Raw genomic sequence first — 19415 nt, forward strand, 5'->3', positions numbered from 1 at the left:
ACATAACCAACACTAATTGTACTATTTTTTTGATATTTTTTCCACTAAAAGTAAAAACATAACACTTAAAGAAAAAGCAAAACAACTATACTGTAAATAATACTTTTAGAATAGAGGAACACTATGGGAATGGAATATTTTGGTGATAAATTAAAAGCCATAAGAAAATCCAGCGGATTTACACAAACGGAACTAGCAAGAAGGCTCAATATGTCTGTATCTACAATCTCGGCTTATGAACAGAATGCGAAGTATCCTAGTCTCTCTGTTCTGATCCAACTTTGTGAAATATTAGATGTTTCTTCTGACTATTTACTTGGGATAGGAGATGATGTTACTGTTAAAACGGGAGGCTTAACTTCTGAACAAGTTCGTCCTTTCTTAGAAATTATTTCTATTGTTGAAAAATATAATATGCTAATTAGTAAAGAATAACAATAATTGTACTCCTTTTCTAATGGCTTTTTCTTTTATTTTTTGCTAAACTATATTTAATATATATATCTGTGAAAAGTTGGTGTTATTAACTATGAAGATTGGTATCAGATTATCTAGTGAAGCATTGAATGGAATTGCTGAACTAAAAGATTTCTATAATGAAAATAATTTTATGGATGGACTCAAAATCACAAATGGTGCTACAATTGGTATAGCACTAATGGAAATTAAACATAAAGCTCCACTCAATAAGTATGATTGGGAGTCTATTATTTATGGTAATAAGTTTCTAGGTATAAATAATAAAGCTGAAAAATCAAGCATAAGGACAAGTTTAACACTTGATGAGGATGTAATTTCTGATATTAATGAATTAAAAACTATATTTCCTCACTTCACTAAAACAAAATATGTCACCACTTCCTATGTTATTAGAATTATAGTAAGAGCGGCACTAAATCAAAATAATTTAATCAAAAAAGTGTGATATTTTTGTATATCATATTTTTTTATACGAAAATAATTGTACTTCTAACTTGACGTCTATAACGAATTGTGATTAAATATAATTGTACTTCGATTTATACACTCGTTTAATTCTGGTATATAATATTTTTTAAACATGAAAGGAGGTCATTTTTTTATGACTCTCAAACCGGTAATTTTCCCCCCCCTAACCCTTGGAACAACTCTTGTTCTTCTTGATGTCATTGAACGAAGGGAAGTGATAAAAAAAGAAGATGGTTCTTTTGATAAAACTGACAATATCTTGGGATACAACTATGAAGTTGTCTGTTTAGATCGTAAATTCGAAAAAATCATTGTTAAAACTGAGGAAAAACGCCCATTGTTTTCCCCTGACGAAGAAATTCCTGAGAATACCCTCGTAGAATTTGAAAATTTAACTATTACTCCTTGGGTAAAAGACGGTTGGATTCAACTTTCTTTCAAAGCAAGCAAATGTATTATTGATGAGGAGCAAGAATAGTGAAAAAATTACGTGAACCTAACGAAACTTTAGTTAACTTTCTAAAAAAGATTATTCTAACTTTACTTGTGACTACAATAGTATCATGGGGACTGGTCATTTATATCATTCCACACAATATTATCCCATTTCTACAAGTAACATTCTTAAAATACCAATCAAAAATATTATTCGTAGCTTTCTTATCAACATTTCTATTAGTTTTATTCACTACACTAGATTTTCTATATTTTTCGAAAAACAGTACTCTTGCTAATGTTCAGATGAGATATAAGCTCCTATCTTTTTCTAATTCTTATATAGAGGATGGTGCAGATGTATTTTTTAAGATATTTGATGACAGTGTTAGAATAGAAATATTTTTTAATGGTACAACTTCTGATGAAGAAGTGTTAGGGAAAAAGTTCTCTCAATGGCTTAAATTACCATTAATTGAATATCATGAACAACACGCAAACATTCCCGCTATTTATATTTTGGGAAAGACTCCTGAAAGAAAAGATGGGATAGAGCTTTTAAATGATTGAACCTGATTATAATGACATTCCTTTGTATAATAATGTGTTTTGGTCTTTAATATCCGAATCCTGCCATATACTTTTAATTTCCCCAAGTGGTGCAGGGAAAACTATGTTACTCTCATTTCTGGGTGCCATGGTTTTAAAACGCAAGCACAAGCTATACCTTATTGATGGAAAACAAACTTCATTTGGAGCAACATTTAGAAGTGTAGGAATCCAAACAGCAACAACTCCAAGCGAAATCATCAATATGCTCTCATATTTAGTAAAAGAGATGGAAAAAAGCTATTCTGAGATTTTCAACTCAGAAAATACAGGACTTAATACAAATTTCTCTGATTTTTCCTTACCTGCTCATGTTCTGATATTTGATGAAGTACTTTCTGCACTAGATTCAGGTTCAAAACAGGAAAATGCTGAAATGGTACGTTTACTTAAACAATTAGCATTAAAAGGAAGAATGGCAGGTTTTATTATCATCATTGCTGCTCAAAGAATTTTAGCAACAGATTTGCCAAAATCAATAACTGAACAGTGCCAAACTCGTTTGCTTATGGGAGCAAATATTTCTGAAGAATTGTACCATGTTACGCTTGGTGGATATAAGAAAGATTTGACAACTGGTTATCATGGAGGAGTTGGTAAAGGTTATGTAGTCACTCCAAAAACAGGATTAACCTATTTTGAAGCACCATACATGGATTTTTCTAAAATAAATTTTAAGGAACTTCTTGAAAAATTAGTACACAAAAATAATGAATAAAATCTATCTAAACAATTAGCACTCTCTAAGTAGTCAGGCACAAATGCCTAAAAGCATTTGAGCGGAGCGGTGGCTTACTTCTTGGAGAGTCCTCAAAATAATCGCAAACGATTATTTTGACTATTGGCTTGTTTTTAATTAAACAATAAGAGAATTTGAAAAATCTAGGAGAATAAATGAATGATGATTTTTCAATAAATAATAATTCTTATGTCACTTTAACCATAATGAATGATATTTTTGAAATTCAATACATGGAAAAATCAAATTTCACGAATAACATTCAAAAATTAGACGCAGACAGATATGTCGTTTTAGATACTGGTGAAATCAAAGAATTTGATAAATCAGAAAATCGGAGCGAAAATAAAAATTCATTAAATCAAACTATGAAAAGTTTGCGTTATCTGATCAATGCAAATTTTTCAGGACAACCTAATGAATTATGGATTACACTTACTTTTGCTGATTCCTCATTAGCAAGAAACACCAGTACTGTTTACCTTTGCTTTAACAAATTTATTAAACGATTGAGATATAAGTATGGAAAAGATTTAGAATATATAGCTATCCTTGAACCACATGAAATTAAAGATGGAGATATAAAAAATTGGCATGGCTATCATTTTCATCTTCTTCTAAAATCTTATATAAGAAAAAATCTATATATCCCTCATGAAGATTTTGAAAACGTATGGGGGTTAGGGTGGTGTAGAATCGAAAGGCTCAATGATGTTGACAATATTGGAGCATATCTTAGTGCCTACTTGACCAATATTGAAGAAAGTTCTGAAAATTCCAACGATTTAAACAATAAAGCTCAGAAGAAATACATTAAAGGTGCTAGACTCTGGCTTTATCCAAAGGGAATACGCTTATATCGTAAAAGTAAAGGAATAAAAAAACCAACTCGAATTAAAATGACCTATTCAGAAGCTAGAGCTATTATTGGAGTTGAACCACATTATCGAAAAAAAATACCGATTGAGATAGATGATTTTCAAAATACTATCATCTATGAACAATTCAATCGACGACGAAAAAAGAACCTTTCTAAAAAGAAAGATTCTCCTATAATTGGTAAGCACTAAAGTTTGGTCGCCGAAGTGCTTACCTCCATTTTACCATAGAATGAGGTATTCAAGATGATTAAAATAAACTATGTTCCAGTTGAAAACTGCGAAGCAGAATGGGGTAATAAACAAGCCATCTGTAAAAGATTTGAAGGCTTAAAAATTAAAACTCTCAATGCTCTACTTACAGAAATGAGAAACACTTTTGAGTTTCAAAAATTTATTATTAATCCCACTCAAAAAATTGTGATGATAAATTTTGAAGGTTTTCTTCTCTTCTTGCGTTATCGTCAAGAACACCGTTATAAAAGGAGTGCTTGATGGATAATATTAAAATTAGTAATATCACAATAAAATCTATTAAAAATAATTTGAAAAAAGGAAGCAAAGAAGTCAAATTTCGTTCTTCTTTCAAAAATCCTTTAACCAATAAAAGAAGAGAATTTCTCTCAGAATGGTACACCGTAAATGAAAATTATGATGATAAAGGAAACCTGAAAATTTCCTCACAGCTTCAAAGTATTGTTAAGCGTGACATGCAAAACCTTGCCAATACGCTTTATCAAGACATTTCAAAAGTTCAACTCATATCAAAAGACAATTTAACTATTGAAAAAATTTGGTCTGATTGGCACAATGATAGAGTTATCAAGAAAAAAGTAGCTCCCAAAACTCTTGCAGGAGAAGTCGGACGATTTAATAACCATATCACTCGTTTTATCCCAAGGAACAGTATTCTAAAAAATATCCGTTTCGAGTTGATTCAAAGCTTACTTGATGATTTGTATCCCTTAGGAAATCACAAGCGAGTTGCACAAGCTATCAAATCTGACTTAAATTCAATTTATACCTTTGCGATAAAAAAGAATTATATTTTACCTGAGCAAAACCCAATGCCTTATATTTCTGTTGAAGAAAAAGGATTGAGTGAACAGATCAAACAACTTGAAAATAACAATATTAAAAACCATTATTTGGAAAAAGAGGAGCTACATGAGGTGCTAAGTATTGTCAGAGAGCATAATCAACAATATGCTAGAATTTTGGAATTTCAAGTTTTAACTGGAATGCGAATCGGAGAGGCTCTTGGGTTAAAAAGGTCTGAAATTTCCTTTGGTAGCCAGTTAGCAACGATCAAACGAACACGTGCAACACATGGAGGGGCTTCTAAAGAAGATTACGAAGGCGACGTTAAAAATAAGCAAAGTTATCGTACAATTAAGCTATCAGCTAAAGCTCTGCTTCTTCTTCAAGAAGAACTAGAAATTAACCAACATCATATTATAGGCAATCCTGACTATAAAGATAAAGGTTGGATATTTACTTCTAAGAGTTCCAATAAAAGTGATTATAATGGTACTCCTCTTCATTACTCAGTAATCAATAATTTTCTTAATTCGTCTGAAACAGGGAAAATTACTAAAACGGGGCATGTTAAAAAAGTTGGCATAAACATTGATAATCGACTTAGCTTTAACAAGCATATAAGTACTCATATTTTCCGCCATACATTTGTCAGCCATATGGCAGAGCAAGGAGTTCCCTTGATTGCTGTTCAACGTTATATAGGTCACAAATCAGGAAGTAAAATCACAGAAGAAATATATACACATATCACAAAGAAAATGAGCGATACAATAACAGAATCAATAGATTCGCTAATTGATTAACAATATATAGGACTTATCAAATACGATACGTCCTATTTTTATGGCAAAATGTGGCAAAGAATTTTGGAAAATATCACAGAAGCATAAAGAAGCTTCAAATGCTTGTATAGCAATATCTACAATCTTACTAGTCCAAAACTGCTAATTCTAAGCTTTTTTAGCACTTGTGGCAGAAGTGTGGCTAAGCCTAAAATATTGTACTAAAAAACGCCTGCCACAAGTGACAAACGTTGATTTAATCATGTTTTAAAAGTTGATTAAGCTTTGTTTGCTGAACCGAAAACGTCGATACGTTCTTCAACTGATGCAGTGATTGCATCGAAACCAGGTTTCAAGAATTTACGTGGGTCGAAGAGTTTTTTCTTCATGTATTCAGCTTCGTTAGCGTTAAATTCAACGACGAATTCACGAGTTGCTTTTGCAAATGCAAGTTGGCATTCTGTGTTTACGTTGATTTTAGCTACACCGTTAGCGATTGCTTCGCGGATTTGATCGTCAGGGATACCTGAACCACCGTGCAATACGATAGGAACATTTTTGCCCATAGCAGCAACAAGTGCTTCGTTCAATTTAGTCAAGTGATCGATGTGGAGACCTTTCCAGTTTTCTGGGTAAGGACCGTGGATGTTACCGATACCAGCTGCAAGGAAGTCAACACCAAGTTTAGCCATTGCTACTGCATCTTCGATAGGAGCAAGTTCGCCTTCACCGACGATACCGTCTTCTTCACCACCGATAGAACCAACTTCACACTCAACTGAGATACCTTTAGCGTGAGCTTTTGTGATAACTTCTTCAGCAAGTTTAAGGTTTTCTTCGATTGGAAGGTGTGAACCGTCAAACATCAATGAAGAGTAACCAACTTCGATACATTCCAAAGCATCATCAAAGTGACCGTGGTCAAGGTGAATAGCTACTGGTACAGTGATTCCCATTGATTCTACAAGAGTTTCAATGAGGAGTTTACACATTTTGTAACCACCCATGTATTTAGCAGCACCCATTGAAGTTTGGATAAGTACTGGAGTTTGTTTAGCTTCTGCTGCACGCAAGATAGCTTGAGTCCATTCAAGGTTGTTTGTGTTGAAACCACCGATAGCGTAACCATTGTCACGAGCGGCTTGTACGAATTTTTCTGCTGAAACGATTGCCATTTCAAATTCCTCCGAATATTTTCTATTACTGTCTTAGTATAGCATTTTGTGAACTATTTTTCTAGTTATAAGTCGTGAATGCGCTTGTATTCTGGATTTTTTAGAAAATACAACCTGCTCTAATAATAAATAAAAAGAGAGTTTCCTCTCTTTTTATTATTTAGTACGACTGTAGTTTGCTACATCTTCTTGAATATTTTCGATAAATTGATCCAAGCTGATAACTTCAGTATCTGTAGAGCCATAACGACGGATATTTACAGTACCATCTGCCATTTCTTGGTCACCCACAACGATTTGATAAGGAACTTTACGTGTTTGAGCTTGACGAATCTTATAACCCATTTTTTCATTTGATTCATCAACGACGATACGCAATCCTTTTTCTTGGAGACGTTTTTTGATTTCCCATGCGTAATCGGCATGAATTTCATTGTTTACAGGAATGATGATGGCTTGAGTAGGTGCCAACCAAGTTGGGAACGCACCTTTATAAAGTTCAATCAAGTAAGCTGTAAAGCGTTCCAAAGTTGAAATTACACCACGGTGAATCATGACTGGACGGTGTTTTTCACCATCTGCACCAACATATGTGATGTCAAAGTTTTCAGGGTTAAGGAAGTCCAATTGGATAGTTGAAAGTGTTTCTTCATTACCCAAAGCTGTCTTCACTTGAATGTCTAATTTTGGTCCGTAGAAGGCTGCTTCACCTTCAGCTTCAACGTAGTCAAGATTCATGTCATCCATTGTCGCTTTAAGCATACGTTGTGATTTTTCCCACATTGCATCGTCTGGGAAATATTTTTCTGTATCTTCTGGATCACGATATGACAGACGGAAGCTATAATCGTCGATACCAAAATCACGATACATTTCCATAATTAATTCAAGAATTTTACCAAATTCTTCTTGGATTTGATCAGGTGTAACAAAAGTATGACCATCGTTCAGTTGCATCACACGTACACGTTGAAGTCCTGAAAGTGCGCCTGATTTTTCATAACGGTGCATTGTACCAAACTCAGCGATACGGATAGGCAATTCGCGGTAGCTGTGTACATGATGTTTATAGATTGCAATGTGCGATGGGCAGTTCATTGGACGAAGCTCCATTTGTTCACCATCACCCATATCCATTGGTGGGAACATGTCTTCATGATAATGTTGCCAGTGACCTGATTGTTTATAAATATCCAAGTTCATCAAGTTTGGTGTGTTAACGTGCAAGTAACCTGCAGCGATTTCACGGTCTTCTACGAAACGTTGGATTGTACGGCGAATAGTTGCACCATCTGGAAGCCAATAAGCTGTACCTGCTCCCAAAGAAGCTTCATTGAAGAAGAGGTCTAATTCACGACCGAGTTTACGGTGATCACGTTCTTTCGCTTCTTCACGCATTCTCAAGTTTTCTTCTAGGTCTTCTTTATTAAACCAAGCAGTACCGTAAACACGTTGCATCATCGCGTTATCACTATTTCCACGCCAGTAAGCTCCTGCCACGTTAAGCAATTTGAAGAATTTAATGAAACCAGTTGACGGTACGTGTGGGCCACGGCAAAGGTCAGTATATTCGCCTTGGCTATAGATTGTTAAACCACCTTCATCTTCATTGTGTTCTTCGATAAGCTCAAGCTTATAAGGATCACCAGCAAAGATTTCTTTCGCTTCTTCTTTTGTAACTTCTTTACGAATTGAAGGGAAATTTTCTTTGGAGATACGACGCATTTCTGCTTCGATTTTTTCCAAATCGTCGTTTGAAATTTGTCCTTCTTCATTATCAGTATCGTAGTAGAAGCCATTTTCAATAGCTGGACCTACACCAAGGTGAATATTTGGAAAATGACGACGTGCTGCTTGAGCAAATAAGTGAGCTGCGGAATGACGAAGTAAGCCAAAAGCATCTTCATGTTCAGGTGTTACAATTTCAAAAGTTGCATCTTCTTTGATTGGGCGGGTCACGTCAATAAGCTTGCCGTTGACTTTACCAGCCAAGGCTTTTTTTGCCAAACCAGGTGAGATTGATTTTGCGATTTCAAGTGTTGAGATGCCTGCCTCAAATTCTTTGACAGCACCATCTGGGAAAGTGATTTTAATCATATAAGCCTCCAATTTTTTTGTTAACATATTTTAGGGTTGGGGATGAGCACTGAGGAAATAAAAAAACGCAGATCAGCTTCCTCTTAAAGGACGCGATCTGCGTGTTACCACCTTCTTAATTTTTTCGGCACAAAAAGCCTCAAAAATATCTCATCTTTGACGTAACGTGTCAGCCGCGCTTTCTGTTCTCAGAAAGAATTATCAGAGTGGTATCTTTAGCAATCACAATACGAGTTCACACCACACACTCGCTCTCTTGGAAAGAATTGGTTAAAGACTTGTCTCTAATGACCATTTTAGGATTTTCTTTATCTTTTGTCAAGCCCTTTGGAGTAAGTTTTTTGATTTTTTAGAAAATAATGTTTATTTTTTCTCTGCAATCTCTTTGACAAGCTCAGCAAAAGCCATATCTTCATTGAAAGGTGAGACATAAACATACTTTTCACCACCATTTTCAAGGAAGTATTCTTTATTTTCTTCTTCAAGCTCTTCAATTGTTTCTAAACAATCTACCACAAAGCCAGGCGCAACGATAAGAATTTTTTTGATCCCTTGCTCGGGTAGTTTCTTCAAGGTATCGTCTGTTGCGGGAGTTAACCATTCAGCGGGCCCAAATTTCGACTGGTAAGTTTGATAATGTGGGAAATCGCCAAGTTCTTCCATAATTAAGCGTGTTGTTTCCGTGCATTCCTCTGGATAAGTGTCACCATCTGTGACGTAAGAAAGCGGAATACCGTGGTAAGAAAAGACAACAGCTTCAATGTCTTCTTCCTTTACCAGGGTTTCTTTTATCTTCTGCGCAAAATAGCTGATATAGAGAGGTTCTTTATAAAATGAGCGTATAAACTTTAAATCGACAATATGATCTTTTTTCAAAAAGAAGTTCATGACACTGTCAAAAACCGACCCCACTGTCGTCCCAGAATATTGTGGATACATAGGAAGAACAGTTAAGTCCTCCACACCTTTACTCAAGAGAGTTTCCAAGCTGCTTTCAATGCTAGGATCACTGTAGGACATCCCCATAGCTACTTCAACCTCAGGCCAAAGTTCCTGCAGATTTTTTTCCTGTGCTGCTGTGTAAGTCAGTAGCGGAAATTCACCATCTCTGACAATTTTTTCGTAGAGCTTGGCGGATTTTTTCGGGCGCGTATTAAGAATAACCCCGTTGAGAAGCGGTTGCCAGAGCAAAGGATGGGTTTTAATCACGCGTCGGTCAGATAAAAATTTCTTCAGGTATTTTCTTAGAGCTTGGGGCGATGTATTCTCGGGTGTCCCAAGATTAACCAAGAGGATGCCTCTTTTTTTCATGCGATATATGTCTCCTGTATTTTCTAAAATTCAACGGACAATCCAATAGTCCTATTTTCTATTTTACCTGAATTTCAAAAGTTATTCATTAATAGTTCGAGAAAATCTATGACTTAAGGCAAAATGTGCAAAAAAAACGAGAAAATTCATAAACATTCTCGTTTTCAAGTCCTGTTTTTCGGAATAACTCTTACTCTTTTCTCTTCTTTTTTCGTAAAATGGCTGCGCTGGCAAGAGCGATTAAACCAGCAATACCAAGTCCTGAGCCAATCATTTCTCCTGTACGAGGTAATTGGGTTCCTTCTTCTTGTTCCTCCTCCCTTGTTACCGGATCTTCTGTAGGAGTTTCCTCCTTACACGTACTGCTTGTGTCCGCGTAACGGGCAATTCTTGAGCCTTCAGAATACGTCCTATCATTTCAACCTCTTCATCAAAGACATACTCATAGTTACGGTTAATATTGCCTTGCTCATCACGCAACTCTACACGAACATCTCCTCTTCCCACTTCTTTGCCTTGTGCATCAACAAATACCAGCTCATCTTCAGCTACATGGGGTTGACCATTTGCCAAACGTGACATCTGATCCACAATGCGTAACGTTAGGTAGTAATCTCCAATGGCATTCATCGGTTGTCCTGTTTCTACATTTATCCATTTTTAGCGTTGCTACTGGTGCTCCCTTGGACATCACAAGTGGCAGCATTGCAGCGACAGTCCCTACTTTTTTGAGGCGCGCACGGCGTATGGCTTGCCTCTTCACTTTGATTACTTTTCTTTCTGTCATATATTCTTCTCCTGACCTTTTGAAGATCTCATAATACTTTTTAAATGTAACCGCTTTGTTTCTTATATTACAAATTATACCAAACATTACAATTACAAAGAAACTATATTACATTCCTTATTTTTAATTAAAGAACACAAAAAAAAGCAGATTCCAATAGAATCTGCTTTTTACTTTCAATAGAGTATCGTCCAGCTATTTAGTGCTTACGATTAATTTCTTGTTTAACTTTATATTCAAGGAAATCTTTTGCTACTTCTTTGTCAAAGTCATTGAGTTGGTTGACCACTTGGTTTTGAATGGTGTCAATCTCAATCTTATCAAAGGGAATTTCAGCGATGACTTTCTCAACAACCTTAGCAACATTATTGGCAATCATATTGGCATGCAAAGGTTTGTCTTTGTATTTTCCATTGATTGCAGCTTTAAAAACTGCTGTTTGTATACGAAATGAATCCCAGTCGACAACGCGACCATTACGTTTTATCACTACTTTATTGAGCAATTTTGCTTCCATATCTTCTCCTTTATATGCTGTATCTGGCGTCCTTAATGCTAAGGAATTTTTCGAAATCATATTTTGGCTCATATCTTGATTATTTCAAAATATTTTATTGCCTCAAACAGTAGCAACGCTAGTCTTTTCGAGTAGTATTACTTTCTTTTATTATAGCAAATTATCATTTTTCCTACAAAAAAAAGCCCTAAGGCTTTTATTAACTTATTTTACGATAATGAAACGGTCATCATCTGCCATGTAAGTTTTTTCTCCTGCTTCATCTTCGATAGAGCCGAATACAAGTTGGCCACGTAATTTCCAGTTTGCTGGAATGTTCCATTCTTTAGCAACTGCTTCGTCAATAACTGGATTGTAGTGTTGCAAGTTTGCACCAATACCAAGTTCAGCAAGAGCAGTCCATGCGTTGACTGAAGTAATACCTGAAGCTTGTTCGCTCCATACTGGGAAGTTGTCTGCATAAAGGGCAAATTGTTCTTGCAAGCCTTTAACAACATCTTGATCTTCAAAGAAGAGAGCTGTACCATAAGCAGCTTTGAAGCCATCAAGTTTTGCTTTTGTACTTTCCCAAGCTGACTCAGGAACGCCTTGTGCTTTCATTGTTGCTTTCAATTCATCAGCCACGATTTGGCCCCAAAGTTTTTCTTGAGCTTCACCTGTAACGATAAGCACACGTGTTGTTTGGCTGTTGAAAGCTGATGGGCTGTGTTTTACTGCTTCTTTAATTGTTTCGATAGCTTGGTCTGCATCTTTAACATTTTTGCCAAGTGCGTAGATTGAACGACGGTTTTTGAGTGAGTTGATAAATGACATAATAATGTCTCCTTTTATTTTCTTATTTATGTTTACAAATGTAATCTTAACACATGAATTTACGTTTGTAAACTATTTAGCTCAGAATTTTTATTTTTTTATAAAAAAAACGCTAGAAAGCTTTTCACTCTCCAACGTTTTAAGTTATTATTATTTTGTTCCGAACAAACGGTCGCCAGCATCACCAAGTCCTGGGACGATGTAGCCATGTTCGTTAAGGTGATCATCAAGTGCAGCCACATAGATATCGATATCTGGATGTGCTTCTTGGACTGCTTTTACACCTTCTGGTGCTGCAACAAGACACACGAACTTGATGTTGTTCGCATTACGTTTTTTAAGGCTATCAATTGCAAGAATTGCTGAACCACCTGTGGCTAACATTGGGTCAACCAAAAAGATTTGGCGCTCAGCAATGTCAGTTGGAAGTTTAACCAAGTATTCAACTGGCTTGAACGTTTCTTCATCACGATACATACCGATGTGGCCCACACGCGCTGCTGGGATAAGTTTCAAAATCCCATCTACCATTCCGATCCCTGCACGAAGAATTGGCACAACGGCTAATTTCTTACCTGCAAGTTCTTGCGCTGTCATGTGCGCAACAGGAGTATCAATTTCGACATCTTGTACAGGCAAGTCACGAGATACTTCGTAAGCCATAAGCATACCAATCTCATCAACGAGTTCACGGAACTCTTTTGTTGAAACGTCTGCACGACGCAAGATTGAAAGTTTGTGTTGGATAAGTGGATGTTTTACTACTTGACAGTTTGACATAAGAAACCCCTTCATTTTATATACTTTGACTATTTTATCATTTTTCTTGTCATAAGTCTGTTATTATTGTTATTTTAGTCTTTTTTCAAAGAGAGATTGATCAGGAACGGTGCAATCAAAGTGCTGAGGATAATCACGATGACGAGCTCGGAATAAATATCGCTATTAATCACTTGCGAAGCAAGACCAATTTGCGCGATGATTAAGGCCATTTCGCCACGAGAGACCATTCCTGTGCCGACCAAAGCACTGTCTGAGCTTGTAAGTCCCGTCGATTTACCAATGAAATAAGCCGGAATAAACTTCGTCAATACGGCCAATAAAGTAAAGAAGAGAATCAAGATTGGATGTTCAAAGATGCTCTCGAAAGTTACGGAAATCGCAATGGAAACAAAGAAAACGGGGATGAAGACGACATAAGCAATAGCAGAACTGTATTCCTCAATCTTATGAGAAACGTCGGTTTGACTCAAGGCTAATCCCGCAAAGAAAGAGCCAATCACAGCCGACATACCCGCTGCATCAGCGAGCAGGCTTAAAACCAAGCAGAGAATAAGTGCCGCTGTTGTGTTCTTCGCATATACCGGAAGTTTCTCCACAAAACGCCAAACTTTCGGAATGGACTTGTGTACCAAGACAAGGAAAAGAAGGAAAAGGAATTCCATGAAAAACTGCTTGGGCAAGTTGCCGGAAGAACTCTGTGTAGATGTGAAGATAGATAAAGCTAAAACAGCCAGAATATCGTCTACAACAGCCGCACCCAAGATAATGGAGCCTGCCTTTGTAGAAAGTTTACCGTACTCTTGCAAGACTTCAACTGTAATCGAGACAGAGGTTGCTGCAAAGACGATACCATAAAAGATAGCTGTTGAGAAGGCGTAGCCCATCATCGTCGTCACGCCCCAGAAAACCAGTAAAGGTACAAGGACACCCGCTAGGGCAACCAGTAATGCAGGTTTAAAGTTTTTCTTTAATACCCCAAGGTCACTCTCTAGCCCTGCCAGGAACATGAGCAGAATCACCCCAATTTCGGAGAGGACCTCAATGGTGTGTCCTCCTTGCAACCATCCCAAAGCAGCTGGTGCCAAGACAATACCAATCAGTATTTGACCGACTACTGCGGGAATTCTTATTCTTCTTGCGATCAGCGTTGCGACCAAAGAAGCAACTAAAATCAGTGTAAGTTGGAAAATATCATTCATACTTTCTATTATAGCAATTTACAGCTTCTTTTTCTCGCGGTCTTTCTTTAAAATTTAGAAAAAGATAGACTTACTGTCTATCTTTTTGACTTAGTTTATTTCAATGACATATTCACAGCTAAACATTTCATGTGGTGCAAGTTGATTCATGCCAAATTTTTCGGTAAGTTCACCTGTTGTATTCACTTCATCAGCAATACCAACCCAAGGTTCGATACAAACAAAAGGCGCTTCAGCTGGGTAGGGACTCCAAAGGCCAAAGAAGGGCATATTTTCCCATGTGACTTTCACACTTCGGCTATCCAAACGGTTTGTTAAGGCCACTGACATTTCATCTGATGATGTATAAACGAGAGCATCTTTAGCAAAGCGTTCATGGTTGAGTGCTATATCACTTACCTCAACTTCGGATTGGTCTTCTCTTTTAAGCGTACCCGTTGGCAAATCCAAAGGAATAAAAGTACGTTTTTCTGCTGGAGCAATCGTCAAGGTGTAATCTTCAAAGCTGCCTTTTTCTAGAGGAACGTTAAAAGCGGGATGCGCACCAACACCAAAAATCATTGTCTTTTCATCTTTATTTTCTACTTGATAACGTACGCGCACTTGATTTCCGGTTAATTTGTAACTTACCTTGAAGCTAAATTCAAAGGGATATTGGGCAAGTGTATCCGCATTTGCAGTAATTTCATAGACCAACTCATCTTCTGTTTCCTGTACAAGTGTGAATTCTGTATCACGTGCAAAGCCATGGCCTGACATCTCATAGTTTTTACCTGAGTAGCTGTAGTGTCCGTCTTTTAACTTCCCAACAATCGGGAAGAGAACAGGAGCATGCCGTCCCCAAAATGCAGGATCTGCTTGCCAAAGATATTCGATACCCTCTTTTTGAACAGAGTGTAGTTCTGCACCAAAAGTATCAACTGCAACCGTTAATGTATTGTTTTTAAGTGTGTGTTTCATCTTTTCTTCTTCTCTTTAGTTATCCAATGGTTTATAAAAGTTACGATTTTCTAAGGCAAAGACGCGTTGACTTGATTGCCCTGGCTCAACATTATTCAGAGCGGTCATCATCATCATCATGCTCGCATCCATCATATCAATCTGATGGATGATTTCTGCTTCCATGATTTTAGGGCGGACCGGGCTACCGTATTCTAACTGCCCGTGATGACTCAGCAAGACGTGGCGCAGTAAAAGCAAGTCCTCTTTCTCATCACTAATGTCAAGTTCGATGGCTGCTTTACTGACTTCTTCGTCGATAAGAACGATATGGCCTAAGAGATTTCCACGTAAGGTATAACTTGTATTTTCATAACCCGTAAACTCTAAACATTTGGCCATGTCATGCAAAAGAATACCGGCAAACATCAAAGATTCATTGAGCTGTGGATAAACTTCGCATACTTTTTCGGCCAGTTGGAGCATCGTTGTGGTGTGATAAGCCAATCCACCTTCAAAAGCATGATGATTGGTTTTCGCAGCAGGAAACTGATAAAATTCACGGTCAAATTTTTTCAAGATATGACGAACGATACGGTTCCACGTTGCATTTTCAATACGGAAAACAATACTTTCAACATATTTACGGAGATCCGTCTCATTTACCGGTGATTTTTCACGATAATCTGCAGGATTAGCTGGTTCGTTACCTTCTGGCAAACGCAGGCTAATGCGATTGACCTGTGGCATACCATTGTAGAGTTCCTTTAAAGCTTTCATATGAACAACGCGACCTGCAACAAACTGCTTGACAGCTTTAGGATTGGCATCCCAAATATTGCCTGAGATTGTTCCCGTACGATCTTGAAAAACAATCGCAAGGAAGTCTTTACCTGCGCGTGTTCGACGAAGCTCAACTGATTTTATCAGGTAGAATCCTTCAAAAAATTCTCCCATAGCTATGTTTTTTATCAGAACCATCTTAGTCCCCTTCTATTTCTAAAAGCGCAGCACTCGTGTCTTTGTCAACGGCATCAATCGTGCGCAATTTACGATTCATGACATTCGTTCTTGTCGTAATCAGCGTATTGATTTCTTTTTCGGACTGTTGCAAACGTTCGTGAACTTTCTTAAGCGAGGTTTCAAACTTACCAAATTCGGTCTTAACCGCTCCAAGCATTTCATAAACTTCACTTGATTTTTGCTCTATTTGTAGCGTTTTAAAGCCCATTTGCAAGCTATTCAAAACTGCTGTCATGGTCGTTGGACCCGTAACATTTACTTTATAATCACGGCTGAGTTGTTCATAAAGCTCTGTATTATTCACCACTTCCATGAAAAGCCCCTCAATAGGTAAAAACATGATTGCAAAGTCCGTGGTCTTTGGCGGGAGAATATATTTCTCAGAAATTGATTTTGCCTGAGCTTTAACTGCTGCAAATAAGGCTTTTCGTGATGCTTCAATAGCCAACATATCGTTTGTTTCAAGCGCGGTTTGCAAACGTTGGTAGTCTTCCAAGGGAAATTTTGAGTCAATCGGCAATAAAACATCACTGCCTGCTACTTTACCGGGCATGGTAACCGCAAAGTCGACTGCATTTCGCTCTTGAATGTTGACTTGCTCCTGATACTGACTTGAAGTAAAAATTTGCTCTAAAATACGGCCAAGTTGTACCTCACCAATGATGCCTCGCGTTTTCACCCCTGTCATTACTTTTTGTAGACTGTCCACATCACTCGCAAGGTTACGCATCTCGCCTAATCCTTTATCGACTGAAGTCAGAAGGTTTGTAACCTGCTCAAAGCTTTGGGAAATTCTTTTGTTCAATGTTTCCTGAAGCTTTTCATCCACCGTGTTCTGGATTTGACTGAGCTTTTTATCATTCGCTTCTTGCAACTCCTGAAACTTACGGTCAAATTTATCCGTAATAGATGCTGACATTTCTGCTAAGTTGAGCGCAATTTTATCTAGTTTTTGCTCGTTGGAACTTTGTAAATCCTTAAACTGATAATCAAATTTAGCATTGATATTTTCTGTCAGATTTCCTAAGTTTGCATTCATATTATGCGATAAGCTTGAAACTGTTCCAGAAATTTCTTGGCGGTTTTGACCCAACTGTTGCGACATTTCTATACGTAACTCTGTCAAGTTTGAAGACAGGTTTTCGACCCGCGCATTCAGTTTGGTGTTAGATGCGGGCTTTTTGAAAAAATTAGCAATCCCGATCAGAATAGCTAAAATCAAAAGAATAATAATGACGATGTTCATAATCTATCTCTTAACTTTTGAATGTTCGCAGCCACATCTCCCTTAAAGACAAAAGATCCAGCTACAAATACATTAGCTCCTGCTTCGCGTGCTTGGTCAACCGTTTTATCATCAATACCACCGTCAACTTCAATATCAAATTCAAGCTGTTTAGCTTCACGTAATTTCACAAGTTCACGAATTTTATCCATTGTTTCAGGAATGAAGGCTTGACCTCCAAAACCAGGATTGACCGTCATCACCAAGACCATGTCCACCATATTGAGAACAGGTTCAATCATTGAAACGGGTGTTCCAGGATTGATAACCACGCTTGCTTTCATTCCAGCAGCTTTAATCTTTTGCAATGCACCATGGATATGTGCTGTCGCTTCAACATGAATACTCATGATATCCGTACCGGCTTTTGCAAACTCTGTTACGTATTTTTCAGGATTTTCGACCATCATGTGCACATCCAAAACCATATCTGTATGTGGGCGAAGTGCAGCAACGACACCAGAGCCAAAAGTTAAGTTGTCCACAAAGTGACCATCCATAACATCAATGTGTACATAATCAGCACCGGCAGCATCAATCTTTGCGACTTCTGCTGTAAAAGCACCAAAGTCCGCAGCGAGAATAGACGGTGCGATTTTATTTGTAAATTCTTTCATGTTTCCTCCTATTTTTTCAAGCCAAAGAAAGCTTTATTGATTTGGTATAAGCCCCAAATAGTCAAGACAACAAGCAGGCCAAAGAGTGGCCACTTCCAGTCTCCCAAACTATTTTTAAACAGAATGATCAGGCCCCAAAGAATCACTAAACCTAAAAAGCCGGCTTGCTTCATCCAAATGTTCCCTTTAATTTTGTTTTTTTCTTTGCTTGGCATAAGTTTCCCTCGTGTTATTTATTTCGGTTAATAGTTGTAGGTAGTTCTCATAGCGACTCGATAAAATCCTGCCTTCTTCAAGTGCCTCCTTGACAGCACAAGAAGGTTCATGTGTATGGGTACATTCTCTAAACTTACACCCATGACTTTCTCGTAAAATTTCTGGAAAGGCCGCATTTAAATCAGGTTGGTTAGAGACATCATAGTCTAGATTTGAAAATCCTGGAGTATCTGCAATTAAGCCCGATGCAACTTCAAAGAATTCCACGTGGCGCGTGGTGTGACGTCCGCGTCCTAGTTTGTCGGAAGTCTCTCCCGTAGCCAAGTTCATACCTGGCGCAATCAGATTCAACAAGGTTGTTTTTCCAGCACCCGTTTGCCCCATAAAGACCGTGACTTTATCTGCTAATACTTGAGTCAGCTCTTTCCAGTCAAAGAAAACCTGATAACCAATCGCTTCATAATTTTTCTTGAACTGGTCATATTCACTTCTATCCTCAAGCAAATCGAGTTTCGAAATGTAGATGAGGGGCTGAATATCTTTATGTTCCAGAAATACAAGGAAACGATCCAACAGATTCAAGGAAAAATCAGGATTAACCGTTGACATGATGATGACAGCCTGATCGATATTCGCAATGGAAGGGCGAATCAAGCTGTTTCTGCGTTTGTGTATATCTAGGATATAACCTTCTGAATTTTCTTCAGCTGAAAAGTCCACAAAATCACCAACGATTGGCTTCATTCCTTTCTTACGAAAGTTACCACGTGCCCGCGTTTGATAAACTTGTCCTTCAGATTCTACATTGTAAAACCCTGCTAAAGATTTAATAATACGTCCTTTTTTTACCATACTGATATTTTAACACATTTCATATAATTATTATTCTCTGCTCCTTGAAACTCTTACGACTATCTTTCATATAAAAATCAATTGTTCTTTACATGAGAACATTTATACACACAAAATCATGCTCAACCCCTATCGCACAACGATATTTTCATAAAGTACACACAGATCGCATGCTTTTAGGACGTGAAATGTCCGTGATTGAACGTTCAGAACGCGTGGGTATCACAGGGGCTAACCTTTCTATTTAAAAAAATGGTAAGGCTAAAGCAATACGCTTCTCTACACTTGAAGCACTTTGCAAAGCACGCGATTGTCCACCTAAAGCTCTCCTTGAATATCGAGAAGATAAATAAAATGCAAGGAAGCAAG

23 protein-coding genes and 1 pseudogene are annotated in these 19415 nt (G+C 37.4%); 9 read left to right on the forward strand and 15 right to left on the reverse strand.

From position 1 onward, the window contains the following. Positions 1–129 precede the first annotated feature (129 nt). The 8 genes from PYW30_RS08290 (at position 130) to PYW30_RS08325 (ending at position 5453) form a co-directional block, all read left to right on the forward strand. Positions 130–435: a helix-turn-helix domain-containing protein gene (locus PYW30_RS08290; protein ID WP_232254556.1), complete on the forward strand. Its 306-nt coding sequence runs from the start codon at positions 130–132 to the stop codon at positions 433–435. A gap of 94 nt (positions 436–529) precedes the next feature. Continuing rightward, positions 530–925, forward strand: coding sequence for a hypothetical protein (locus tag PYW30_RS08295; RefSeq protein WP_042219569.1), 396 nt, complete (start codon positions 530–532; stop codon positions 923–925). A gap of 135 nt (positions 926–1060) precedes the next feature. Further along, positions 1061–1426, forward strand: a complete 366-nt coding sequence (locus PYW30_RS08300; protein WP_232254537.1) for a hypothetical protein — start codon at positions 1061–1063, stop codon at positions 1424–1426. Beyond that, positions 1426–1953, forward strand: coding sequence for a hypothetical protein (locus PYW30_RS08305; protein WP_042219573.1), 528 nt, complete (start codon positions 1426–1428; stop codon positions 1951–1953). The genes PYW30_RS08300 and PYW30_RS08305 overlap by 1 nt, the downstream gene beginning before the upstream one ends. Continuing rightward, the gene (locus PYW30_RS08310) at positions 1946–2710 is read left to right on the forward strand and encodes an AAA family ATPase (protein ID WP_042219575.1); all 765 of its coding nucleotides are present in this window, start codon (positions 1946–1948) and stop codon (positions 2708–2710) included. The genes PYW30_RS08305 and PYW30_RS08310 overlap by 8 nt, the downstream gene beginning before the upstream one ends. A gap of 176 nt (positions 2711–2886) precedes the next feature. Further along, entirely contained in the window at positions 2887–3801 is a 915-nt protein-coding gene (locus tag PYW30_RS08315; RefSeq protein ID WP_042219576.1) for a rolling circle replication-associated protein, read from the forward strand. Between the two features lie 54 nt (positions 3802–3855). Next, positions 3856–4104 carry a hypothetical protein gene (locus PYW30_RS08320; protein WP_042219578.1) on the forward strand — a complete coding sequence of 83 codons (249 nt, stop codon included), beginning with the start codon at positions 3856–3858 and terminating at the stop codon, positions 4102–4104. Then, positions 4104–5453, forward strand: a complete 1350-nt coding sequence (locus PYW30_RS08325) for a tyrosine-type recombinase/integrase (RefSeq protein WP_042219580.1) — start codon at positions 4104–4106, stop codon at positions 5451–5453. The genes PYW30_RS08320 and PYW30_RS08325 overlap by 1 nt, the downstream gene beginning before the upstream one ends. A gap of 257 nt (positions 5454–5710) precedes the next feature. Here PYW30_RS08325 and PYW30_RS08330 read toward each other — a convergent pair whose 3' ends face one another. The 15 genes from PYW30_RS08330 to rsgA form a co-directional block, all read right to left on the reverse strand. After that, positions 5711–6607: a class II fructose-bisphosphate aldolase gene (locus PYW30_RS08330; RefSeq protein ID WP_003133412.1), complete on the reverse strand. Its 897-nt coding sequence runs from the start codon at positions 6605–6607 to the stop codon at positions 5711–5713. Positions 6608–6763: 156 nt separating this feature from the next. Continuing rightward, the gene (thrS, locus tag PYW30_RS08335) at positions 6764–8704 is read right to left on the reverse strand and encodes a threonine--tRNA ligase (protein ID WP_023889894.1); all 1941 of its coding nucleotides are present in this window, start codon (positions 8702–8704) and stop codon (positions 6764–6766) included. A 363-nt stretch (positions 8705–9067) separates the two neighbouring features. After that, the gene (hemH, locus tag PYW30_RS08340) at positions 9068–10015 is read right to left on the reverse strand and encodes a ferrochelatase (RefSeq protein ID WP_042219582.1); all 948 of its coding nucleotides are present in this window, start codon (positions 10013–10015) and stop codon (positions 9068–9070) included. 190 nt (positions 10016–10205) lie between these two features. Next, positions 10206–10289: an LPXTG cell wall anchor domain-containing protein gene (locus tag PYW30_RS10715; RefSeq protein ID WP_231844129.1), complete on the reverse strand. Its 84-nt coding sequence runs from the start codon at positions 10287–10289 to the stop codon at positions 10206–10208. A gap of 50 nt (positions 10290–10339) precedes the next feature. Continuing rightward, entirely contained in the window at positions 10340–10645 is a 306-nt protein-coding gene (locus PYW30_RS08350) for a hypothetical protein (protein WP_023889896.1), read from the reverse strand. A 356-nt stretch (positions 10646–11001) separates the two neighbouring features. After that, entirely contained in the window at positions 11002–11319 is a 318-nt protein-coding gene (locus tag PYW30_RS08355) for an ATP cone domain-containing protein (RefSeq protein WP_003133409.1), read from the reverse strand. Between the two features lie 204 nt (positions 11320–11523). Next, a complete protein-coding gene (locus PYW30_RS08360; RefSeq protein WP_042219585.1) occupies positions 11524–12132 on the reverse strand; it encodes a nitroreductase family protein in 609 nt (202 codons plus the stop codon). Positions 12133–12282: 150 nt separating this feature from the next. Beyond that, the gene (gene upp / locus PYW30_RS08365) at positions 12283–12912 is read right to left on the reverse strand and encodes a uracil phosphoribosyltransferase (RefSeq protein ID WP_003133406.1); all 630 of its coding nucleotides are present in this window, start codon (positions 12910–12912) and stop codon (positions 12283–12285) included. Between the two features lie 74 nt (positions 12913–12986). Next, a complete protein-coding gene (locus PYW30_RS08370; protein ID WP_042219587.1) occupies positions 12987–14114 on the reverse strand; it encodes a cation:proton antiporter in 1128 nt (375 codons plus the stop codon). 90 nt (positions 14115–14204) lie between these two features. Next, entirely contained in the window at positions 14205–15074 is an 870-nt protein-coding gene (locus tag PYW30_RS08375; protein ID WP_042219589.1) for an aldose 1-epimerase family protein, read from the reverse strand. 15 nt (positions 15075–15089) lie between these two features. Further along, on the reverse strand, positions 15090–16034 hold the full coding sequence (locus PYW30_RS08380; RefSeq protein ID WP_003133400.1) for a 3'-5' exoribonuclease YhaM family protein: 945 nt from the start codon (positions 16032–16034) through the stop codon (positions 15090–15092). Position 16035: 1 nt separating this feature from the next. After that, positions 16036–17322 (reverse strand): DNA recombination protein RmuC, encoded by a 1287-nt coding sequence (locus PYW30_RS08385; RefSeq protein ID WP_023889897.1) that lies wholly within the window; start codon positions 17320–17322, stop codon positions 16036–16038. Next, complete coding sequence (gene rpe / locus PYW30_RS08390) at positions 17319–17978, reverse strand: ribulose-phosphate 3-epimerase (RefSeq protein ID WP_003133398.1); 660 nt, start codon at positions 17976–17978, stop codon at positions 17319–17321. Before rpe ends, PYW30_RS08385 begins: the two co-directional genes overlap by 4 nt. Before the next feature lie 8 nt (positions 17979–17986). After that, complete coding sequence (locus tag PYW30_RS08395) at positions 17987–18193, reverse strand: hypothetical protein (RefSeq protein ID WP_003133397.1); 207 nt, start codon at positions 18191–18193, stop codon at positions 17987–17989. After that, on the reverse strand, positions 18165–19046 hold the full coding sequence (gene rsgA, locus PYW30_RS08400; RefSeq protein WP_042219591.1) for a ribosome small subunit-dependent GTPase A: 882 nt from the start codon (positions 19044–19046) through the stop codon (positions 18165–18167). Before rsgA ends, PYW30_RS08395 begins: the two co-directional genes overlap by 29 nt. 170 nt (positions 19047–19216) lie before the next feature. Here rsgA and PYW30_RS08405 point away from each other — a divergent pair. Then, positions 19217–19399 (forward strand): annotated as a pseudogene (locus tag PYW30_RS08405) (helix-turn-helix domain-containing protein). Positions 19400–19415 lie beyond the last annotated feature (16 nt).

The sequence above is a fragment of the Lactococcus garvieae subsp. garvieae genome, from assembly GCF_029024465.1.
GTDB lineage: Bacteria > Bacillota > Bacilli > Lactobacillales > Streptococcaceae > Lactococcus > Lactococcus garvieae.

What these genes read in the sequence shown, in the direction of transcription:
- PYW30_RS08355 (WP_003133409.1), bottom strand. Translation starts at nt 11,319, where the DNA reads ATGGAAGCAAAATTGCTCAATAAAGTAGTGATAAAACGTAATGGTCGC.
- PYW30_RS08325 (WP_042219580.1), top strand. Translation starts at nt 4,104, where the DNA reads ATGGATAATATTAAAATTAGTAATATCACAATAAAATCTATTAAAAAT.
- PYW30_RS08290 (WP_232254556.1), top strand. Translation starts at nt 130, where the DNA reads ATGGAATATTTTGGTGATAAATTAAAAGCCATAAGAAAATCCAGCGGA.
- PYW30_RS08300 (WP_232254537.1), top strand. Translation starts at nt 1,061, where the DNA reads ATGAAAGGAGGTCATTTTTTTATGACTCTCAAACCGGTAATTTTCCCC.
- PYW30_RS08370 (WP_042219587.1), bottom strand. Translation starts at nt 14,114, where the DNA reads ATGAATGATATTTTCCAACTTACACTGATTTTAGTTGCTTCTTTGGTC.
- hemH (WP_042219582.1), bottom strand. Translation starts at nt 10,015, where the DNA reads ATGAAAAAAAGAGGCATCCTCTTGGTTAATCTTGGGACACCCGAGAAT.
- PYW30_RS08315 (WP_042219576.1), top strand. Translation starts at nt 2,887, where the DNA reads ATGAATGATGATTTTTCAATAAATAATAATTCTTATGTCACTTTAACC.
- rsgA (WP_042219591.1), bottom strand. Translation starts at nt 19,046, where the DNA reads ATGGTAAAAAAAGGACGTATTATTAAATCTTTAGCAGGGTTTTACAAT.
- PYW30_RS08330 (WP_003133412.1), bottom strand. Translation starts at nt 6,607, where the DNA reads ATGGCAATCGTTTCAGCAGAAAAATTCGTACAAGCCGCTCGTGACAAT.
- upp (WP_003133406.1), bottom strand. Translation starts at nt 12,912, where the DNA reads ATGTCAAACTGTCAAGTAGTAAAACATCCACTTATCCAACACAAACTT.
- PYW30_RS08320 (WP_042219578.1), top strand. Translation starts at nt 3,856, where the DNA reads ATGATTAAAATAAACTATGTTCCAGTTGAAAACTGCGAAGCAGAATGG.
- PYW30_RS08295 (WP_042219569.1), top strand. Translation starts at nt 530, where the DNA reads ATGAAGATTGGTATCAGATTATCTAGTGAAGCATTGAATGGAATTGCT.
- PYW30_RS08385 (WP_023889897.1), bottom strand. Translation starts at nt 17,322, where the DNA reads ATGAACATCGTCATTATTATTCTTTTGATTTTAGCTATTCTGATCGGG.
- PYW30_RS08310 (WP_042219575.1), top strand. Translation starts at nt 1,946, where the DNA reads ATGATTGAACCTGATTATAATGACATTCCTTTGTATAATAATGTGTTT.
- PYW30_RS10715 (WP_231844129.1), bottom strand. Translation starts at nt 10,289, where the DNA reads ATGATTGGCTCAGGACTTGGTATTGCTGGTTTAATCGCTCTTGCCAGC.
- PYW30_RS08395 (WP_003133397.1), bottom strand. Translation starts at nt 18,193, where the DNA reads ATGCCAAGCAAAGAAAAAAACAAAATTAAAGGGAACATTTGGATGAAG.
- PYW30_RS08350 (WP_023889896.1), bottom strand. Translation starts at nt 10,645, where the DNA reads ATGAATGCCATTGGAGATTACTACCTAACGTTACGCATTGTGGATCAG.
- PYW30_RS08375 (WP_042219589.1), bottom strand. Translation starts at nt 15,074, where the DNA reads ATGAAACACACACTTAAAAACAATACATTAACGGTTGCAGTTGATACT.
- PYW30_RS08360 (WP_042219585.1), bottom strand. Translation starts at nt 12,132, where the DNA reads ATGTCATTTATCAACTCACTCAAAAACCGTCGTTCAATCTACGCACTT.
- thrS (WP_023889894.1), bottom strand. Translation starts at nt 8,704, where the DNA reads ATGATTAAAATCACTTTCCCAGATGGTGCTGTCAAAGAATTTGAGGCA.
- rpe (WP_003133398.1), bottom strand. Translation starts at nt 17,978, where the DNA reads ATGAAAGAATTTACAAATAAAATCGCACCGTCTATTCTCGCTGCGGAC.
- PYW30_RS08380 (WP_003133400.1), bottom strand. Translation starts at nt 16,034, where the DNA reads ATGGTTCTGATAAAAAACATAGCTATGGGAGAATTTTTTGAAGGATTC.